Annotated in this window: 15 protein-coding genes; 9 read left to right on the top strand and 6 right to left on the bottom strand. The window is 60.9% G+C overall.

Features of this window, described 5'->3' with window-relative positions:
* Positions 1–84 precede the first annotated feature (84 nt).
* A complete protein-coding gene (locus tag RB548_RS04000; protein WP_331373743.1) occupies positions 85–492 on the bottom strand; it encodes a winged helix-turn-helix transcriptional regulator in 408 nt (135 codons plus the stop codon).
* Positions 493–593: 101 nt separating this feature from the next.
* Between RB548_RS04000 and RB548_RS03995 the strand changes: the two genes are divergently transcribed.
* A complete protein-coding gene (locus tag RB548_RS03995) occupies positions 594–1607 on the top strand; it encodes a zinc-binding alcohol dehydrogenase family protein (RefSeq protein WP_331373742.1) in 1014 nt (337 codons plus the stop codon).
* 58 nt (positions 1608–1665) lie between these two features.
* Here the strand turns inward: RB548_RS03995 and RB548_RS03990 are convergent, their stop codons facing one another.
* Positions 1666–2139: an Lrp/AsnC family transcriptional regulator gene (locus RB548_RS03990; RefSeq protein ID WP_180940533.1), complete on the bottom strand. Its 474-nt coding sequence runs from the start codon at positions 2137–2139 to the stop codon at positions 1666–1668.
* A gap of 148 nt (positions 2140–2287) precedes the next feature.
* On the opposite strand from RB548_RS03990, the gene RB548_RS03985 reads away from it, so the two are divergent.
* Complete coding sequence (locus RB548_RS03985; protein ID WP_331373741.1) at positions 2288–3199, top strand: DMT family transporter; 912 nt, start codon at positions 2288–2290, stop codon at positions 3197–3199.
* 61 nt (positions 3200–3260) lie between these two features.
* On the opposite strand, the gene RB548_RS03980 is transcribed toward RB548_RS03985, so the two are convergent.
* The 3 genes from RB548_RS03980 to RB548_RS03970 all read right to left on the bottom strand — a co-directional run bounded on the left by RB548_RS03980 (position 3261) and on the right by RB548_RS03970 (position 7497).
* Positions 3261–4148: an ABC transporter permease gene (locus RB548_RS03980; RefSeq protein WP_331373740.1), complete on the bottom strand. Its 888-nt coding sequence runs from the start codon at positions 4146–4148 to the stop codon at positions 3261–3263.
* 113 nt (positions 4149–4261) lie between these two features.
* Positions 4262–5260 (bottom strand): ABC transporter substrate-binding protein, encoded by a 999-nt coding sequence (locus tag RB548_RS03975; protein ID WP_331373739.1) that lies wholly within the window; start codon positions 5258–5260, stop codon positions 4262–4264.
* A gap of 572 nt (positions 5261–5832) precedes the next feature.
* On the bottom strand, positions 5833–7497 hold the full coding sequence (locus RB548_RS03970) for an electron transfer flavoprotein-ubiquinone oxidoreductase (RefSeq protein ID WP_331373738.1): 1665 nt from the start codon (positions 7495–7497) through the stop codon (positions 5833–5835).
* Between the two features lie 299 nt (positions 7498–7796).
* Between RB548_RS03970 and RB548_RS03965 the strand changes: the two genes are divergently transcribed.
* The 5 genes from RB548_RS03965 to RB548_RS03945 all read left to right on the top strand — a co-directional run bounded on the left by RB548_RS03965 (position 7797) and on the right by RB548_RS03945 (position 12031).
* On the top strand, positions 7797–9092 hold the full coding sequence (locus RB548_RS03965; protein ID WP_331373737.1) for an Hsp70 family protein: 1296 nt from the start codon (positions 7797–7799) through the stop codon (positions 9090–9092).
* Positions 9093–9132: 40 nt separating this feature from the next.
* Positions 9133–10017 carry a uracil-DNA glycosylase gene (locus RB548_RS03960; protein WP_331373736.1) on the top strand — a complete coding sequence of 295 codons (885 nt, stop codon included), beginning with the start codon at positions 9133–9135 and terminating at the stop codon, positions 10015–10017.
* Between the two features lie 141 nt (positions 10018–10158).
* The gene (locus tag RB548_RS03955; RefSeq protein ID WP_331373735.1) at positions 10159–10338 is read left to right on the top strand and encodes a hypothetical protein; all 180 of its coding nucleotides are present in this window, start codon (positions 10159–10161) and stop codon (positions 10336–10338) included.
* 60 nt (positions 10339–10398) lie between these two features.
* The gene (locus tag RB548_RS03950) at positions 10399–10554 is read left to right on the top strand and encodes a hypothetical protein (RefSeq protein ID WP_331373734.1); all 156 of its coding nucleotides are present in this window, start codon (positions 10399–10401) and stop codon (positions 10552–10554) included.
* 184 nt (positions 10555–10738) lie between these two features.
* Positions 10739–12031 carry an MFS transporter gene (locus RB548_RS03945; protein ID WP_331373733.1) on the top strand — a complete coding sequence of 431 codons (1293 nt, stop codon included), beginning with the start codon at positions 10739–10741 and terminating at the stop codon, positions 12029–12031.
* Between the two features lie 16 nt (positions 12032–12047).
* Here RB548_RS03945 and RB548_RS03940 read toward each other — a convergent pair whose 3' ends face one another.
* Entirely contained in the window at positions 12048–12986 is a 939-nt protein-coding gene (locus RB548_RS03940; protein WP_331373732.1) for a DMT family transporter, read from the bottom strand.
* Here RB548_RS03940 and RB548_RS03935 point away from each other — a divergent pair.
* Both RB548_RS03935 and pepN read left to right on the top strand, forming a co-directional pair.
* Entirely contained in the window at positions 12943–13137 is a 195-nt protein-coding gene (locus tag RB548_RS03935) for a hypothetical protein (protein ID WP_331375056.1), read from the top strand. The two genes, RB548_RS03940 and RB548_RS03935, sit on opposite strands and share 44 nt — an antisense overlap.
* 272 nt (positions 13138–13409) lie before the next feature.
* Positions 13410–16058, top strand: a complete 2649-nt coding sequence (pepN, locus tag RB548_RS03930) for an aminopeptidase N (RefSeq protein WP_331373731.1) — start codon at positions 13410–13412, stop codon at positions 16056–16058.
* Positions 16059–16387 lie beyond the last annotated feature (329 nt).

Here is a 16387-nt window from a genome sequence, read left to right as displayed (position 1 = left end):
GTCGTTTTCTCCATGACCTCGGTCAAACTTGTCAGGTCACAGATAAGCACGGCAGTCGGCGTTTCCAGAGGCCCTAAGCGGGAATCAGGCGGGCGGCAGCTCTTGCGCGGCGGTCGATCGATCGCCCATGGGCTTGAGCACGATCTGACCTGTGTCGCAGCAAACGTGTTCGTCGCCCCAGGCCTTCAGCGCCATGATCACGGGCCTCAAGCTCTCGCCCCTCTGCGTCAACGCATAGTCGACACGCGGCGGGACGACAGGAAAGACCGTACGCGACAGAAGGCCCGCCTCCTCCAATTCCCGAAGCTGTTTGGTCAACATGCGCTGCGTCACGCTCGGCACCCGCCGGCGCAACTCGCTGAAGCGCAAGGTGCCTTCGACCATCAGGTGATAGAGGATGACGCCCTTCCATTTGCCATCGATGAAGCTCAGCGCCGACTCCACCGGACAACCAGGGAATGTGTTCGTCAGTTTCGCACGAGGGCGGGACATAACAGTATCCTTTTCGACACTATAGGCCAAGTTTGTGCATTCTTGCGCTCGTGGCATATAATGCTCACCTAGCTCCTGTTCAATTTGCAAAGGAGCATTCCATGCGTGCCATCGCTTACAAGACACCGCAACCGATCACGGCGGAAACCGCATTGATCGATATCGATCTGCCAATGCCTTCGCCAGAGGGCCGCGATCTGCTGGTCGAGATCAAGGCGGTCTCCGTCAATCCCGTCGACGCGAAAGTGCGCGCAGGCGTTCAGCCGGAGCCGGACCAATTGAAGGTTCTCGGCTGGGACGCCGCCGGCGTCGTCAAGGCCGTCGGTCCGAAAGTCACGCTATTTCAAGAAGGGGACGAGGTGTTCTATGCCGGTTCTCTCGACCGACCCGGTACCAATGCCGAGTTTCATCTTGTCGACGAGCGCATCGTCGGCCGAAAGCCGACGTCGCTCGCGTTTGCCGCGGCCGCGGCGCTCCCGTTGACAGCGATCACCGCCTGGGAAACGTTGTTCGACCGTCTCAAGATCACTGATCCGGTGCCGGGCGCCGCCAATGCCGTGTTGATCATAGGCGGCGCAGGCGGCGTCGGATCGATCGCGATACAATTGCTGCGCGCATTGACGAACCTCACCGTGATCGCAACCGCCTCTCGGCCCGAAACCCGCGACTGGGCACTGACGCTCGGCGCTCACCAAGTTCTCGACCACAGCCGGCCGCTTGCCGACGAGATCGAGCAGCTTGCGCTTGGTGCACCCGCCTTTGTGTTCTCGACCACCAATACCGACAAGCATATCGGCGAGATCGTCAAGCTGATCGCACCGCAGGGGCGCTTCGCCCTCATCGACGATCTTCCGATGCTCGATGTCATGCCATTCAAGCGCAAGGCGGTATCGACCCACTGGGAGATGATGTTTACCCGCCCGTTGTTCAAAACGCCCGACATGATCGAGCAGCACAACCTCCTCAACCGGGTCGCTGAACTGGTCGACAGCGGCAAGATCCGCACGACGCTGACGGAAACGCTCGGCCCGATCAACGCCGCGACACTCAAGAAAGCGCATCAAATGATCGAGACAGGCCGCACGCGCGGCAAGCTCGTCCTGGAAGGATTTTGAGCAGCGGAAAGAATACGAGTAACGACGCTTCCCGCGGCGGTGTGCCGCGAGAAAAACGTCATGGCAAGGAAGGCAGCTTCAGCGGACCGCCTGTCTTGATGGACCGGATCGCGAAGTTCGATCGGATATCGGTAACGCCCGGCAGGGCCAGAAGGGTTTCGGTCAAGAGCCTCTCATAGGCCGAGAGGTCCTCGACCACGACCTCCGCCAGGAAATCGGCATTGCCGGAGATCAGAAAGCAGGAGACCACCTCCGGGATGGCAAGCAACGATTCCTGCTGGCGGCGTGCGTTTTCCTGGCTGTGATGGCCGACTTTGATCTCGACGAAGACTGTTAAACCAAGGCCGACCTCCTTGCGGTCGATGTCGGCGCGATAGCCGCGCAGAACGCCCGATTTCTCCAGATTGCGAATGCGCCGCAGGCAGGGCGATGGCGACAAGTTCACGCGCTCGGCAATCTCGACATTGGTCGCGCGCGCATCCTCCTGGAGGATCTTCAGGATGGCAATATCGAATTTATCAAGTTTTGGCATATTCAGTAGTTCTTCTGCAGAGGATTGGCACATCATTGCTCAAGATACGCTGTGTGAGACATAGATAGCAAGGACATGCCCTCGCACTCGGCGCTAGTGTCTTCCCGATCCGAAACCCTTCGCAAACCCATCGGGAAGGAACACGAAAATGGTTGCCCTGACACTCGATCGCGGCTCCGCCGCGCCTGCCGCAGCCGGTTATGCCGGCGCATTCATCACCGTGATGATCTGGGCGACCTGGATTCTGGCCACGCGGCATACCGCCGCAACGGCGCTCGGGACGATCGACCTCGGCCTCATTCGCTACGGGATACCGGCACTCGTGCTTGCGCCTGTCTGGCTGAAGACAGGGCTCATGCCCAAATCGCTGCCGCCGGCGCTTCTTGCCCTGATGGTGGCGGGCTCGGGCGCCGTCTTCTTCCAGGTGGCCGCCTTCGCCATCCACGCAACGCCTGCTTCGTCCGTCGGCGTTCTGCTCGGCGGCTCAATGCCGCTCGCGACCGCGTTGATCGGCGTCGTGTTCTTCCGCGAGCGCCCCGATCGCATGCGTATCATCGGCTTTGGCGCCATTGTCGTCGGCGTCACCATCCTGCTCGTCCGCAGCCTCGGCGCATCGGATGGGTCCGCCGGGACGGGCTATATGCTGCTGCCTGCTGCCGCGACGCTTTGGGCAATCTATACCCACGCGTTCCGCCGCTCGGGCCTAAGTGCCGTGGAGGGCAGTGCGCTGATTGCGGTCTGGTCGTTTCTCATTCACCTCGTCCTGGCATCCATCTGCGGCAGCACGCTGACGAGCGTTCCCGTTGGCGAGGTCGGTCTCCAGGTCTTGAGCCAGGGCGTTCTTTCCGGCCTCGCAGCTACGCTTGCCTATGGCTTTGCCGTGCGTCGTCTGGGAGGCACGCAAGCGGCCGCCTTCACGGCTCTGACGCCCGTACTTGCCATGTTCGGCGGTGCAGCCCTGCTCGGGGAACCGATCGGTTCGCTCGAGATCGCGGCCGCGGTCGTCACCTCAGCGGGCGTCGCGCTCTCGACCGGCATTCTCTCCCCAAGGCAGGCATGATGCATGAGAGACAGGCCCGGAAACACTGGTTTCCCGGCCCGTCTTTTTGCGCCCTTTGGCATTAGCCGTGCACGATCTCGCGATGTCTCTGCAAGCGATGACCGTAGGCCTGGCTGACGCGATCGAAGATAATCGCGATGCCGACGATGGCGAGGCCGTTGAAGATGCCGAGCGTGAAATACTGGTTGGCGATCGCCTTCAATACCGGCTGGCCCAGTCCCTGAACACCGATCATCGAGGCAATCACGACCATGGCGAGCGCCATCATGATCGTCTGGTTGATACCGGCCATGATCGTCGGCAAGGCAAGCGGCATCTGCACATTCTTCAGCTTCTGCCAACTTGACGAACCGAAGGCGTCCGCGGCCTCGAGCACATCCTTGTCGACAAGCCTAATACCGAGATTGGTAAGGCGGATCATCGGCGGGATGGCATAAATGACGACTGCTATGAGGCCCGGAACCTTGCCGATGCCGAGCAGCATGACCACCGGAATGAGGTAGACGAAGCTTGGCATCGTCTGCATGACGTCAAGCACCGGATTGACGAGGTTCTGGACACGATCGGAGCGCGACATGATGATGCCGATCGGTATGCCGATGGCGATCGACAGGACGGTACAGACGAAGATCATCGAGATCGTCTTCATCGTGTCGTCCCACATGTCGAAATAGCCGATGGCAAGAAGCGTGCCCACGCAACCGGCCACTATCTTCCAATTGCGGCTGCCGAGCCAGGCGATCAGCGCGACCAGGATCAGGATGATCGGCCAGGGCGTCCGCGTCATGAAGCGCTCGGACTGGATCAGAAAGAATTGCAGCGGTTCGAAGAAAGACTCGATGCCGTCGCCATAGGCGCGCGTGAACGTCCGGAAGCCCTCGTCGATCACTTTCTTCAGTTCTCGAAGCCGGTCATCGTCCATATGCGGAAATTTGGTCAGCCATTCCATTTGATTCCCCTTCGCATTGCTCCAGGCGGTGTTCTCGTGTTGTTGTTTTCGCCGCCGGTCTTCAAACATGGGCGGCGCGCATCAAATGCGCGCCGCCCATTCACATCAACAGATCAAAGCGCGGCCTTGATCTTCTCTGCCACTTCCGGAGAGACCCACTTGGTCCAGACGTCCGGATTCTCCTCGAGGAAATGCTTGGCGCCTTCTTCGCCGCTCGCCTGGTTGTCCGTCATCCAGGCCATCAGCTTGTTGACGGTATGGTTCGGCCAGGCGCGGGTCTTGAGATAATCCATCGCCGGGCCGGCGCGATCAGCAAACGCTTTGGTCACCAGCGTCTGGACCTTGTCCTTCGGCCAATCGTTCTTCTTCGGATCCGGGCAATCGGCGACCGTGTTGCAGCGCTTCCATTCGGCCGCATCGGCCGGGACGCCATGATCGAGCTTGACCATTTCATATTTGCCGAGAAGCGCTGTCGGTGCCCAGTAATAGCCGACCCAACCTTCCTTGCGTTCGTAGGCCTTGGCAATCGAGCCATCGAGGCCGGCTGCGGAGCCCGGATCGACTAGCGTGAAACCGGCAGCCTCGGCGCCATATGCCTTGTAAAGCTGCGTCGTCACGACGGTGCCGCCCCAGCCCTGCGGGCCGTTGAAAACGGCACCCTTGCTCGGATCCTCAGGATCGGGGAAAAGCTCTTTATGTTTCAGGACATCGTCAATCGTCTTGATGTCCGGATTGGCGTCGACGATGTATTTCGGGATCCACCAGCCCTGCACGCCGCCGTCAGAGAGCGCGACCGCCGCGCCGACGAGCTTGCCTTCCTGGAGGCCGCGATTGACGACGTCCGGCAGCAGATCGACCCAGCCTTCGGGCGCAACATCCGGCTCGCCCTTTTCGATCATCGAGGTAATTGTCGGCACCGTGTCACCGACGACGAGTTCGGCGCTGCAGCCATAGCCCTCGGTCAGGATGAACTTGTCCACGTTCGCCAGCACTTCGGCGCTCTGCCAGTTCATATTGGCGATCGTCACATCGCCGCATTCTGCCGCCGACGCCGCGCTGCCAAGGCCGAGAAGGCCGGCAGCAAGACAAGTCGTTGCAAGAAATTTCTTCATTTTCGGTTCCCTCTGTTCTGGCGGTGTACCCATGACGAACTGCCAGCCTCACCGCAGCGGCCGGCAGCGAACGGAACAAGGCCCCTGCCCCAATCCGCTGGAATGGAAGCAACAGTTTACTGCATGTTTCCTTAAATCGTTGCCGATTTAAGGATAAAACATGCAGCAATTCAAAGTGCTACAGCGACCTTTGTGCACCTGATAGACGCGAGACGCTGCAGGGCGGCCGTCAAGCCCGTACGGACCGACGCCCCCAGCATTGCTACCGAGTCTTTCGGGCAAACACTTTTCCATTTGCGTCAGCGATTGCGCTGACTCCCGCATCCCGAACACATATAATTGATGGGTTTTCGGAGGGGACCCGGACGGCCGTCCTGCCTTCGCCAAAGACCGGATTCACTGCGGGCCCGACGCGGGCGCTCCGACAGATTCAGGCTCGTGGAGCGTAACTGTTCGAGGCAACCGAATGCGCCGGCCGTGGCTTAGGCCACCGCCGGCGACTAAATTGCGCGCTCGGCCGACCCGGCCCAGGCCGCGCGCACTTTACGAGGGGCGGTGCCGGCTGATGAACATTACATGTTCGGATAGACCGGCCCCTCTCCGCCCTGCGGCGGCACCCAGTTGATGTTCTGGTTGGGGTCCTTGATGTCGCAGGTCTTGCAGTGCACGCAGTTCTGGGCGTTGATGACGAAGGTCGGCTTGCCGTCCTTCTCCACCCACTCGTAGACCGCCGCCGGACAGTAGCGCGTCGACGGGCCGGCAAAGACGTCGTATTCCGACCGCTTCTGGAGGTCGGGATCCTTCACTTGCAAGTGGATCGGCTGGTCTTCCTCATGGTTGGTGTTCGACAGGAACACCGAAGAGAGGCGATCGAAGGTCAAAACGCCGTCCGGCTTCGGATAATCGATCTTCTTGTGCTGTTCCGCCGGTTGGAGCGAGGCCGCATCGGTCTTGCCGTGCTTCAGCGTGCCGAAGAAGGAGAAGCCGAACAGCTGGTTCGTCCACATGTCGAAACCGCCGAGTGCCACGCCGACCGCGGTGCCGAACTTCGACCACAGCGGCTTGACGTTCCTCACCCGCTTCAGGTCGCGGCCGATGTCGCTCGCCCGCCAGGCGTTTTCGATTTCGACCGGCTCATCATTGGCCCGGCCGGCGGCAATCGCTTCGGCGAGTTTTTCCGCCGCCAGCATGCCCGATAGCACCGCATTGTGGCTGCCCTTGATGCGCGGCACGTTGACGAAGCCGGCCGAGCAGCCGATCAGCGCGCCGCCGGGGAAGGAAAGCTTCGGCACCGACTGGTACCCCCCTTCGGTGATCGCCCGCGCCCCGTAGGACAGGCGCTTGCCGCCCTCGAAGGTGCCGCGGATCGCCGGATGCGTCTTGAAGCGCTGGAACTCCTCGAAGGGATGCAGATAGGGGTTCTTGTAATTGAGGTGCACCACGAAGCCGACGGCGACGAGATTGTCCTCGAGATGATAGAGGAAGGAGCCGCCACCGGTCTTCATATCGAGCGGCCAGCCGAAGGAATGCTGCACCAGGCCGGGCTTGTGGTTTTCCGGCTTGACCTCCCAGAGCTCTTTCAGCCCGATGCCGAATTTCGGCACGTCGCGGCCTTCACCGAGTTTGTATTTGGCGATCAGCTCCTTGGCGAGCGAGCCGCGCACGCCCTCGCCGATTAGCGTGTATTTGCCGAGAAGCGCCATGCCGCGCGCGAAGTTCGGTCCCGGCTCGCCGGAGCGTTCGATGCCCATGTCGCCGGTGGCCACGCCGATCACCGCGCCCTCGTCGTTGTAGAGCACTTCTGTTGCGGCGAAACCCGGATAGATCTCGACGCCCAAGGCTTCCGCATGGGTGGCGAGCCAGCGACAGACGTTGCCAAGCGAGACGATATAGTTGCCGTGATTGTTCATCAGCGGCGGCATCAGGAAATTCGGCAGGCGGATCGAGCCGGCGGGACCCAAGAAGAGGAAATGATCGTCGGTGACCTCCGTCTTGAACGGATGGTTGGGCTCGTCGCGCCAGCCGGGCAACAGCCGGTCGATGCCGATCGGGTCGACGACGGCACCGGAGAGGATGTGCGCGCCGACTTCTGCGCCTTTTTCAAGCACCACGACCGAGAGTTCCGGATTGACCTGCTTCAGCCGGATCGCCGCGGCGAGCCCGGCCGGACCGGCGCCGACGATCACAACGTCGAATTCCATGCTCTCGCGTTCCGGCAGTTCCATCGCCTCGGTCATTCTCATGCTCTCCAGTGTCGCCGGTCTTTCGCCGGTTCTGTTCCCAAGCCAAATCATCCCGTCATGGCAAATGCGGTCGGAATTGTCGAGCCGGGATGCGACAGACTATCTCTGCATTTGCGCACAACTTCATGAGTTTACCACACGCGCTCTATATTACTTTGACGTAAACGTAAATATCGCTGCGAATCCTGCTTGCTTTTGCCGCACCCGCATGCGAGGAGGCCCGCCCTTCCCTTCAGCGCAACGCCGGAAAACCGTCCACATTTTTCCGAACTGCTCGATACACGGAGAAAGTCATGGCATCCGCCCTCGGCCTCGATTTCGGCACAACCAATTCCGTGCTGGCATTGTCACAGGGCAGCACATCGACCCGCTCCGTCGTGGTCGAAAGTCCGGCGGGCAAATCGGATACAACGCGCACGGCTCTGTCGTTCCTGAAGGAAGCGGGCCGCGAACCGTTGCAGATCGAAGTGGGACAGGCGGCGATCCGGGAATTTATCGACAATCCCGGCGAATGCCGCTTTCTTCAGTCGATCAAGACATTCGCAGCGAGTGCGTTGTTCCAGGGCACGCTGGTCTTCGCCAAGCGGCACGATTTCGAAGACCTCATGTACGCGTTCCTCGCGCGGTTGAGGGACTATGCGGGCAGCGACTGGAACAGCGAACTGACACGCATCGTCGTCGGGCGTCCGGTGCAGTTTTCCGGAGCCAACCCGGACGAGAAGCTGGCACTCGAGCGTTACAATCGCGCCTTGGCACGCTTTGACTTTCCGGAAATCCACTACGTTTACGAACCGGTCGCGGCAGCCTTCTATTTTGCACGAACCCTCGACAGGGACGCGACGGTGCTCGTCGCCGATTTCGGTGGCGGCACGACAGACTATTCAATCATCCGCTTCGAGAGCCAGGGCGGCCGGCTGACGGCCATGCCGGTCGGGCATGCCGGCGTCGGCATCGCGGGCGATCACTTCGACTTCCGCATCATCGACAACATCGTCTCGCCGCTGATTGGAAAGGGGAGTCTCTTCAAGAGCTTCGACAAGCTGCTTGAAGTGCCGTCGAGCTACTACGCCAATTTCGGCCGCTGGAATCAGCTTTCGATCTTCAAAACGTTGAAAGATTTCACTGAATTGAAGAAGCTCGTCCGCGCGAGCCTGGAGCCGGAAAAGCTCGAAGCCTTCGTGGACCTGATCGAGCACGACGAGGGCTACCCGCTCTACCAGGCGGTTTCAGCCACCAAGATGCGGCTGTCGCAGGCGGAGGAAACCGAGTTCTTCTTTGCGCCGCTCGGCGAACGGGCGCGCAGGACGGTTCGGCGCGCCGACTTCGAGACCTGGATCGCGCCTGACCTTGCCCGCATCGAACAGGCACTCGATGAAGTGCTTCAGAAAACGGAGACGGCGCCGGCAACGATCGACAAGGTATTCCTTACCGGCGGCACGTCCTTCGTACCGGCGGCAAGGCGGATCTTCGACAACCGCTTCGAGCGGACAAAGATCGAAAGCGGTGGAGAACTCCTGTCGATCGCGCATGGGCTGGCGTTGATCGGCGAGCGGCAGGACATCGCGACCTGGACGGCCGAAGCTGCCTGATGCCGCTGGACCGCTCCCAACGATCTGCTAAATTCGCGTCATGATCCCGGCCAACGACCTTTCCCCTGCAGAGCTTGCCGCCCTTCTCGCCTTCCACGCGGATGCGGGCGTCGAATGGCTGCTGGAAGACGAAGCCGTCGACCGGTTCGCCGAATTCGAAGGGATGAAGGCAAGGCGCGTGGAAACACGCGGCATGCCGCAAAGCGCTCCGACGGGCACCGGGCAAAGGCAAGTTGCGGAAGCGAAGCCACCGGCACCCGCCCAGTCCCGCAATGCCGCGCCTGCAGCACCGGCAGCCTCCCCTCCGTCCGTGGCGATTCCCGACGAGCAAGCCGTCAAGGAGGCCCGATTCGCCGCGGAAACAGCGCGCTCGCTGCCGGAACTCAGAACTGCGATGGAATCCTTCAACCATTGCAATCTGAAGAACAGTGCCCGCAATCTCGTCTTCGCCGAGGGCGATCCCGCTTCCGGGGTCATGATCGTCGGACCGATGCCCTATGCGGATGACGATCGCGATGGTCAGCCATTCGCCGGCAGGCTGGGTGAAATCCTCGAGCGCATGCTTTTCGGAATCGGCCTTGCAAGGCAGGACGTGCTGCTGACCAATGTCGTACCCTGGCGCCCACCCGGCAATCGCGTGCCTTCTGGCCGCGAGGCGGATATCTGCCGCCCCTTCATCGAGCGGCAGATCGCACTTGCCGAGCCCAGGCAATTGCTGCTTCTTGGAAACTTCACAGCTCGCTTCTTCTTCGGCGGCGGCGATACGATACATCAATTGCGGGGGGAATGGCGCGAGCTTTCCGCAGGCGGGCACAGCGTTCCGGCGCTGGCCACGCTGCATCCCCAAGATCTCGTGACCGCGCCGGTCAACAAGCGCTTTGCCTGGCAGGATCTGCTGGTCTTCAAGGCAAAGATCAACACCTAGCAAGTTCCACGCCCAATTCATGAACAAATGGTGAAAAAAGCCATGCGAATTGCGCATGCCTGCGCCGCGTTTTAATGCGTTGCAAAATCTATGCTGCATCGCAATATAGACATGTGGGAGGAATGGAAAAGGAAATGAACCATGACTGCCCGCTTTCGTCCGATTCACAGCAGCTTTGAGACGCTCCGCCATGCCGGCGCCGCGCTGCGGACGCCTTTCAACAATTTCGGCACGGCAGCCAACGAGCAGATGACCGCAATCGGCTTTACCCGGACCACGCGCCGCCCGGCACAAATCTACGCCGAATTCATCCAACGCTAACGATCGCGCGGAGCACTCGGCTCCGCAACGCGTTCTGCATCGCTGAGAAGGAAAAGGATCATGTCCACGCCGCTCGACAGCATTCGGGTTCTGCTCGACACGATCTCCGACATCGGCACAGCGGTGCGTGCCTCGCGCGAATACAGCCGCTTGAGCACAATCAATGATTCGCGACGCGCTCACCGCGTCGCGGTCAGCCCGCTGCTGCCGAACTAGTCTTCCGTCCTGCGTCTTTTCGCCATCGACTGTCGCAATCGACAGCGTCAAAATACTTCGATAAAGCCACACTCATTCCGATCCGCGGAGTGAGCTCGCGAACGTCCGATCGACCGCTCCCCCCGTGCCCCGGGCGCTTCTCCGCAACGGTTGAAGACGAGACCGGCAACGTCCAGGAGCGCCGATGCTGGCCAGTCTCGCTTCCGTTTTAAGCCTTATGTTGTCCACCTTGCTGATGATGGTGGCCTTCGGGCTGCAAGGCTACGTCATTCCGGTTCGCTCGGTTGCGGAAAGCTGGTCGACGCTCACGGTCTCGATCTTCGCCACCGGCTACACGCTCGGCTTTACGCTCTCCTGCATCGTCACTCCAAAATTCGTGCTGCGCGTCGGGCATGTCCGCGTGTTCACCGCGCTGATCACGCTGCTTTCGATTGCCATCCTGATGTGCGGGCTCGTCGTCGACTGGCGTGCCTGGATCGCCTTCCGTGCAATCTCCGGCTTTGCCATTTCCGGAAGCTATCTCGTCATCGAGAGTTGGCTCAACGAGCGTGTCACGAACGAAAACCGCGGCCTGCTCTTTTCGCTCTACCTCATCACGACCATGGTCGGAACCATCGGTGGCCAGTATCTGGTGCCGCTCGGCGATCCGACCAACACGTCGCTGTTCATTCTCTGCGGCGTGCTGTTTTCGCTGGCGCTGCTGCCGACGGCGCTTTCCTCCTCGCCCATGCCGGCGCCGCCGGCACAAGCGAAATTCGATATTCCGGGCCTGTTCCGGCGCTCGCCGGTGGCCGTAGTCGGCGGGGTACTCGCCGGCGCGCTTTCCGGCGCCTGGCTCAATCTCGGCGGCGTTTTCACCCAGAGGATCGGGCTTTCAACCGCCGAGGGCGCCACGCTGCTTGCATCGCTGCTCACGGGCAGCGCGCTCTCGCAGATACCGATCGGCCGCGCCTCGGACCGGATGGACCGCCGCATCGTCATGGTCGCCTGCGGGATCGTCGGCGTCATCTCCTGCCTGGTCATGTCCGTATCGATCGGCAGCAGCCCCGCTGTGCTTTATCTTGTTGCCGCCTGCATCGGCAGCGTGCTCTTTCCGATCTATGCGCTCAATGTCGCGCATGCCAATGACCTCGCCCGCCCGAACGAATATGTGGAAATCTCGTCAGGCCTGATGGTCACCTATGGCATCGGTACCATTGTTGGACCGTTGATGGTCGGTCCGGTCATGGACCGCTTCGGCCCCGCGGTCCTGTTCGTCGTTCTTGCCGTCTACTTCGCCCTTTATAGTAGTTATGCCGCCTGGCGCATTCTGAGGCGCGATCAACATCAGGGGCTCGTCGCCAAGACCGACTTCCAGGCGACCACGGTTCTGCCGACGCCTGGTCCCGACGTGACGAGTCCGATCGCCCGGCAGGCGGATGCCGATGCGCTCATCAGCGACGACACCGTTCCCATTTGGGAGAGGCAGCCAGAGTGAGGCTGGCGAGCAATCCTCAGCCTTGCGGCGTCACATGCTTGCGGGCGCCCTTGCGCTCCAAACCCAGCTTGTGCTCGCGAAAGATGATGAAGATGCCGGCGCAGACAACAATAACTGTGCCCGCCAACATGGTTCGCGTCGGGATATCGCCGAAGAAAAAATAGCCAATGGCAATGCCCAGTACGATCGACGTGTACTCGAACGGGGCGATCGTCGACATGTCGGCGTGACGGTAGCTTTCCGTCAACAGGATCTGCGCGACGCCTCCGCAGAAGCCGGCGACCATCAGCAGCAGGAAGGACGTCCAGGACATTGCCGGCCAGCCGAAGGGCAGCGTCGCAAGCGAAAACAGCGAGGCCGACAGGGAGAAGTAAAGCACGATCGTGTGCGTTCGCTCGACCTTCACGAGCTTGCGCACGAGCACCATCGCCATCGCCCCAAGCGTCGCCGAAAGCAGCACAGCGGCTGCACCAAGCGCCTCGGACGAGCCGAAATCTCCATTATGGAACAGCGTCAGCCGGGGCCAGGTGATGATCAGCACGCCCGTGAGCCCGATAACGACCGCAGACCACCGGTAGAGCCGCACGGTCTCCCGGAGAAAAACGGCTGCAAAGATGACGGCAAGCAGCGGCATGGCGTAGCCGATCGCGATCGCCTCCGGCAGCGGCAGGTGGACGAGCCCATAGAAGCCGCAGCTCATGGAAAGAATGCCGACGAAGCCGCGCGCCAGATGCCCGGTCAAGTTGTCGGTTCTGAACGCATCGCGCAATTTGCCGCGAAGCGCCAGGAAACCCAGGATCGGCACCATCGCAAAGGCGGAACGGTAGAAAGTAATCTGACCGGTAGCGATGTCGTTGCCTGCGGCCTTGATGCAAGTGGACATGCAAACGAAGATGATGACGGAAAGTACCTTGAGCAGGATTCCCTTCATCGGGCTTTGGATGTCCGCATCCATCAAACGCACTTTTCAAATGCCGCCGGCTGATGCAGGAAGAATGTCGGCCGGGGAAGACGCGGCAGAAAAGCCGCAGGAAGGTCGCGCTCACTCTAGCGGCGCCATGGCGGAATATGGATCAAATTTCTTGATGGAAAGCATTTTTTCTTGATGCGTCCACCATTGCGGCCCAGGCCTCTCCGAGATTCTTTAGCAAGCGCGAAAAAATCCTTGCCGATTTAGTTCTTGTTAGTGACGCTTCTGTAAACCACTGATCGATAAGGGAACGGGAAGAATACCGGAAGCCACCTCTTGTCCGACGTAGTGCGGTCGCCGGCATCACAATCATGTGGCAAAGCTTTGCTTTTCGCCCCTTGGGCTTTTCACCATCACAGGCGCCCTCTACAAATCGACTGTATAGCGAAGGCGCAAGCGAGACTGATCATGCGGACAAATACGGGCCAGACCATTCATCTGGAAGACTACCGGCCGACCGACTTCGTTCTTGAAAGAGTGGATCTGACCTTCGAGCTCGACCCGAAGGAAACAAAGGTCGAAGCGCGCCTCATTTTCCACCGGCGAGAGGGTGTGAGCCCGGCGGCGCCGCTGGTACTCGACGGCGACGAACTGCGCATGACCGGCCTGTTGCTCGATCAGGTGGAAATATCGCCAACGCTCTTTGAGGCCACGGACGACACGTTGACGATCCACGGGCTGCCAGAGACGGCCCCGTTCGAGGTCACGGTAACCACCTTGCTGTCGCCCGAGACCAACACCAAGCTGATGGGGCTCTACCGCACCAACAACGTCTACTGCACCCAATGCGAGGCGGAAGGGTTCCGCCGCATCACCTACTTCCCCGACCGCCCGGATGTGCTCGCCGTCTACACGGTCAACATTATCGCCGACAAGGCGACGGCACCGTTGCTGCTCTCGAACGGCAACTATCTCGGCGGCGCCGATATGGGCGACGGCCGCCATTTCGCCGCCTGGTTCGATCCGCACCCGAAGCCGAGCTATCTTTTTGCGCTGGTCGCCGGCGACCTCGGCGTCGTGGAAGACACGTTTACGACCGCCTCCGGCCGCACGGTCGCGCTTCGGATCTATGTCGAGCATGGCAAGGAGGCCGGCGCCTCCTACGCCATGGACGCGCTCAAGCGCTCGATGAAGTGGGACGAGGAGGTTTTCGGCCGCGAATACGACCTCGACATCTTCATGATCGTCGCGGTCTCGGACTTCAACATGGGCGCGATGGAGAACAAGGGGCTCAACGTCTTCAACGACAAGTACGTGCTCGCGGACCCGGAAACTGCGACGGACGCGGACTATGCCAATATTGAAGCGATCATCGCGCACGAATATTTCCACAACTGGACGGGCAACCGCATCACCTGCCGCGACTGGTTCCAGCTCTGCCTCAAGGAAGGCCTGACCGTCTACCGCGACCACGAATTTTCTGCGGACATGCGTTCACGCGCCGTCAAGCGCGTCGCCGAGGTGCGTCACCTGAAGTCGGAGCAGTTTCCGGAGGATGCCGGCCCCCTCGCCCATCCGGTACGTCCGACAAAGTATCGTGAAATCAACAACTTCTACACGACAACTGTCTACGAGAAGGGATCCGAGGTGACGCGGATGATCGCCACCCTCCTCGGCCGCGACCTGTTCAAGAGGGGCATGGATCTCTATTTCGACCGCCACGACGGTCAGGCGGTGACGATCGAAGATTTCGTCGCCTGCTTCGAGGATGCCAGCGGGCGCAACCTCAAGCAATTTTCGCTCTGGTATCACCAAGCGGGAACGCCGCTCGTCACCGCTTCCGGATCCTATGATGCGGAAAAGCGGACCTTTTCGCTCTCGCTGGAGCAGATGGTGCCCCCGACGCCAGGTCAGAGCACCAAGGAACCGATGCATATTCCGCTGCGGCTCGGACTCTTGCTGGAGGACGGCAGCGAAGCGAAAGCCGCAACGGTTTCCGGCGCGGATCTCACGGAAGATGTCATCCATCTGACCAAACGCAAGCAGACGGTTTTGTTCACCGGCATTCCGTCGCGCCCCGTGCCCTCCTTGAACCGCGGGTTCTCCGCGCCGATCAACCTCCATATCGAACAGAGCGCCGAGGACCGCGCGCTCATCGCGCGCCACGAGATCGACCTCTTTGCGCGCTGGCAGGCACTGAATGCCATTGCGCTCGACAATCTGGTTGCCGCGACCACGCAGGCACGCAGCGGCCTGCCGGTTACCTGCGACGGCGCTCTCGTAAGCGGCCTGATTGCCGCGGCAGCGGATGACCGGCTGGAGCCGGCGTTCCGCTCGCAAGCCCTGGCGCTGCCGAGTGAATCCGACATCGCGCGGGAAATCGGCAGTGACAATGACCCGGATGCCATTCATGCCGGCCGTCAGCAGATTCTGGCCGGTGTCGCCGCAGCCGGACGGGACACTTTCACCCGACTGGCGGACGACATGGCATCGTCAGGCCCATTCAGCCCGGACGCCACCAGTGCCGGTCGGCGGGCGTTGCGCAACAGCGCCCTTTCTCAACTCGTTTATGGCGACAAGGGACCGGAAAGGGCAGCCGAGGCATTCCGGGCCGCCAACAATATGACCGATCTCAGCCTCGCGCTGACGTTGCTTGCTCATCGGTTTCCAGATGCGAAGGAGACGGCCGAGGCGCTCGCTGCGTTCAAGCAACGCTTTGCGGACAACGCCCTCGTCATCGACAAATGGTTTGCGATCCAGGCGACGATTCCCGGCGCCGGGACCCTCGATCGCGTCAAGACGCTGATGGCCGACCCGCTCTTCAACGGTAACAACCCGAACCGCGTCCGTTCGCTTGTCGGAACTTTCGCCTTCTCCAACCCGACCGGGTTCAATCGGGCCGATGGCGAAGGCTATCGCTTCCTTGCCCGGCAAATTCTCGACATCGATCCGCGCAATCCGCAGCTCGCCGCGCGCATTCTGACGTCGATGCGCTCCTGGCGTTCGCTGGAGGAAGTTCGCGCCGGTCATGCCCGCAACGCGCTCACGGAGATCGCCGGCGCAGCCAGCCTCTCCGCGGATGTCAGCGATATCGTCGATCGCATGCTGGAGTCCTGACAGTCCTCCCATCATCGCGGTTCATGGCGGCTTTGGCTCGAATCAGGCCAACGCCGCCATGAACGATTCCAATGAATTAAAGCTCATCTCACGCGAAGAGCCGAAGCGGTGACGGCGATCCGGCCTATGATTTTCCAACGATGAGAATTGGTTAAGAAATCTTTACCATTTCCTCTGGACAAGGCGAATCGCCCTGTGATTCATTGAGTCAGATTCGGGCGAGCGGCGCGCCGAATCACTGAGGCGACCATTCTCCAGCCGAACGCTGGGGCGGCACATGTCTCAGATTTAGAGGATCAGGCGTCTCCGGCACATCCATTGCGGATGCG

Origin of the sequence: Sinorhizobium chiapasense (assembly GCF_036488675.1) — a bacterium.
Taxonomy (GTDB): Bacteria; Pseudomonadota; Alphaproteobacteria; order Rhizobiales; family Rhizobiaceae; genus Sinorhizobium; species Sinorhizobium chiapasense.
Note: the sequence above shows the minus strand (reverse complement) of the source record. Positions and strands in the feature narration are given on the sequence as shown.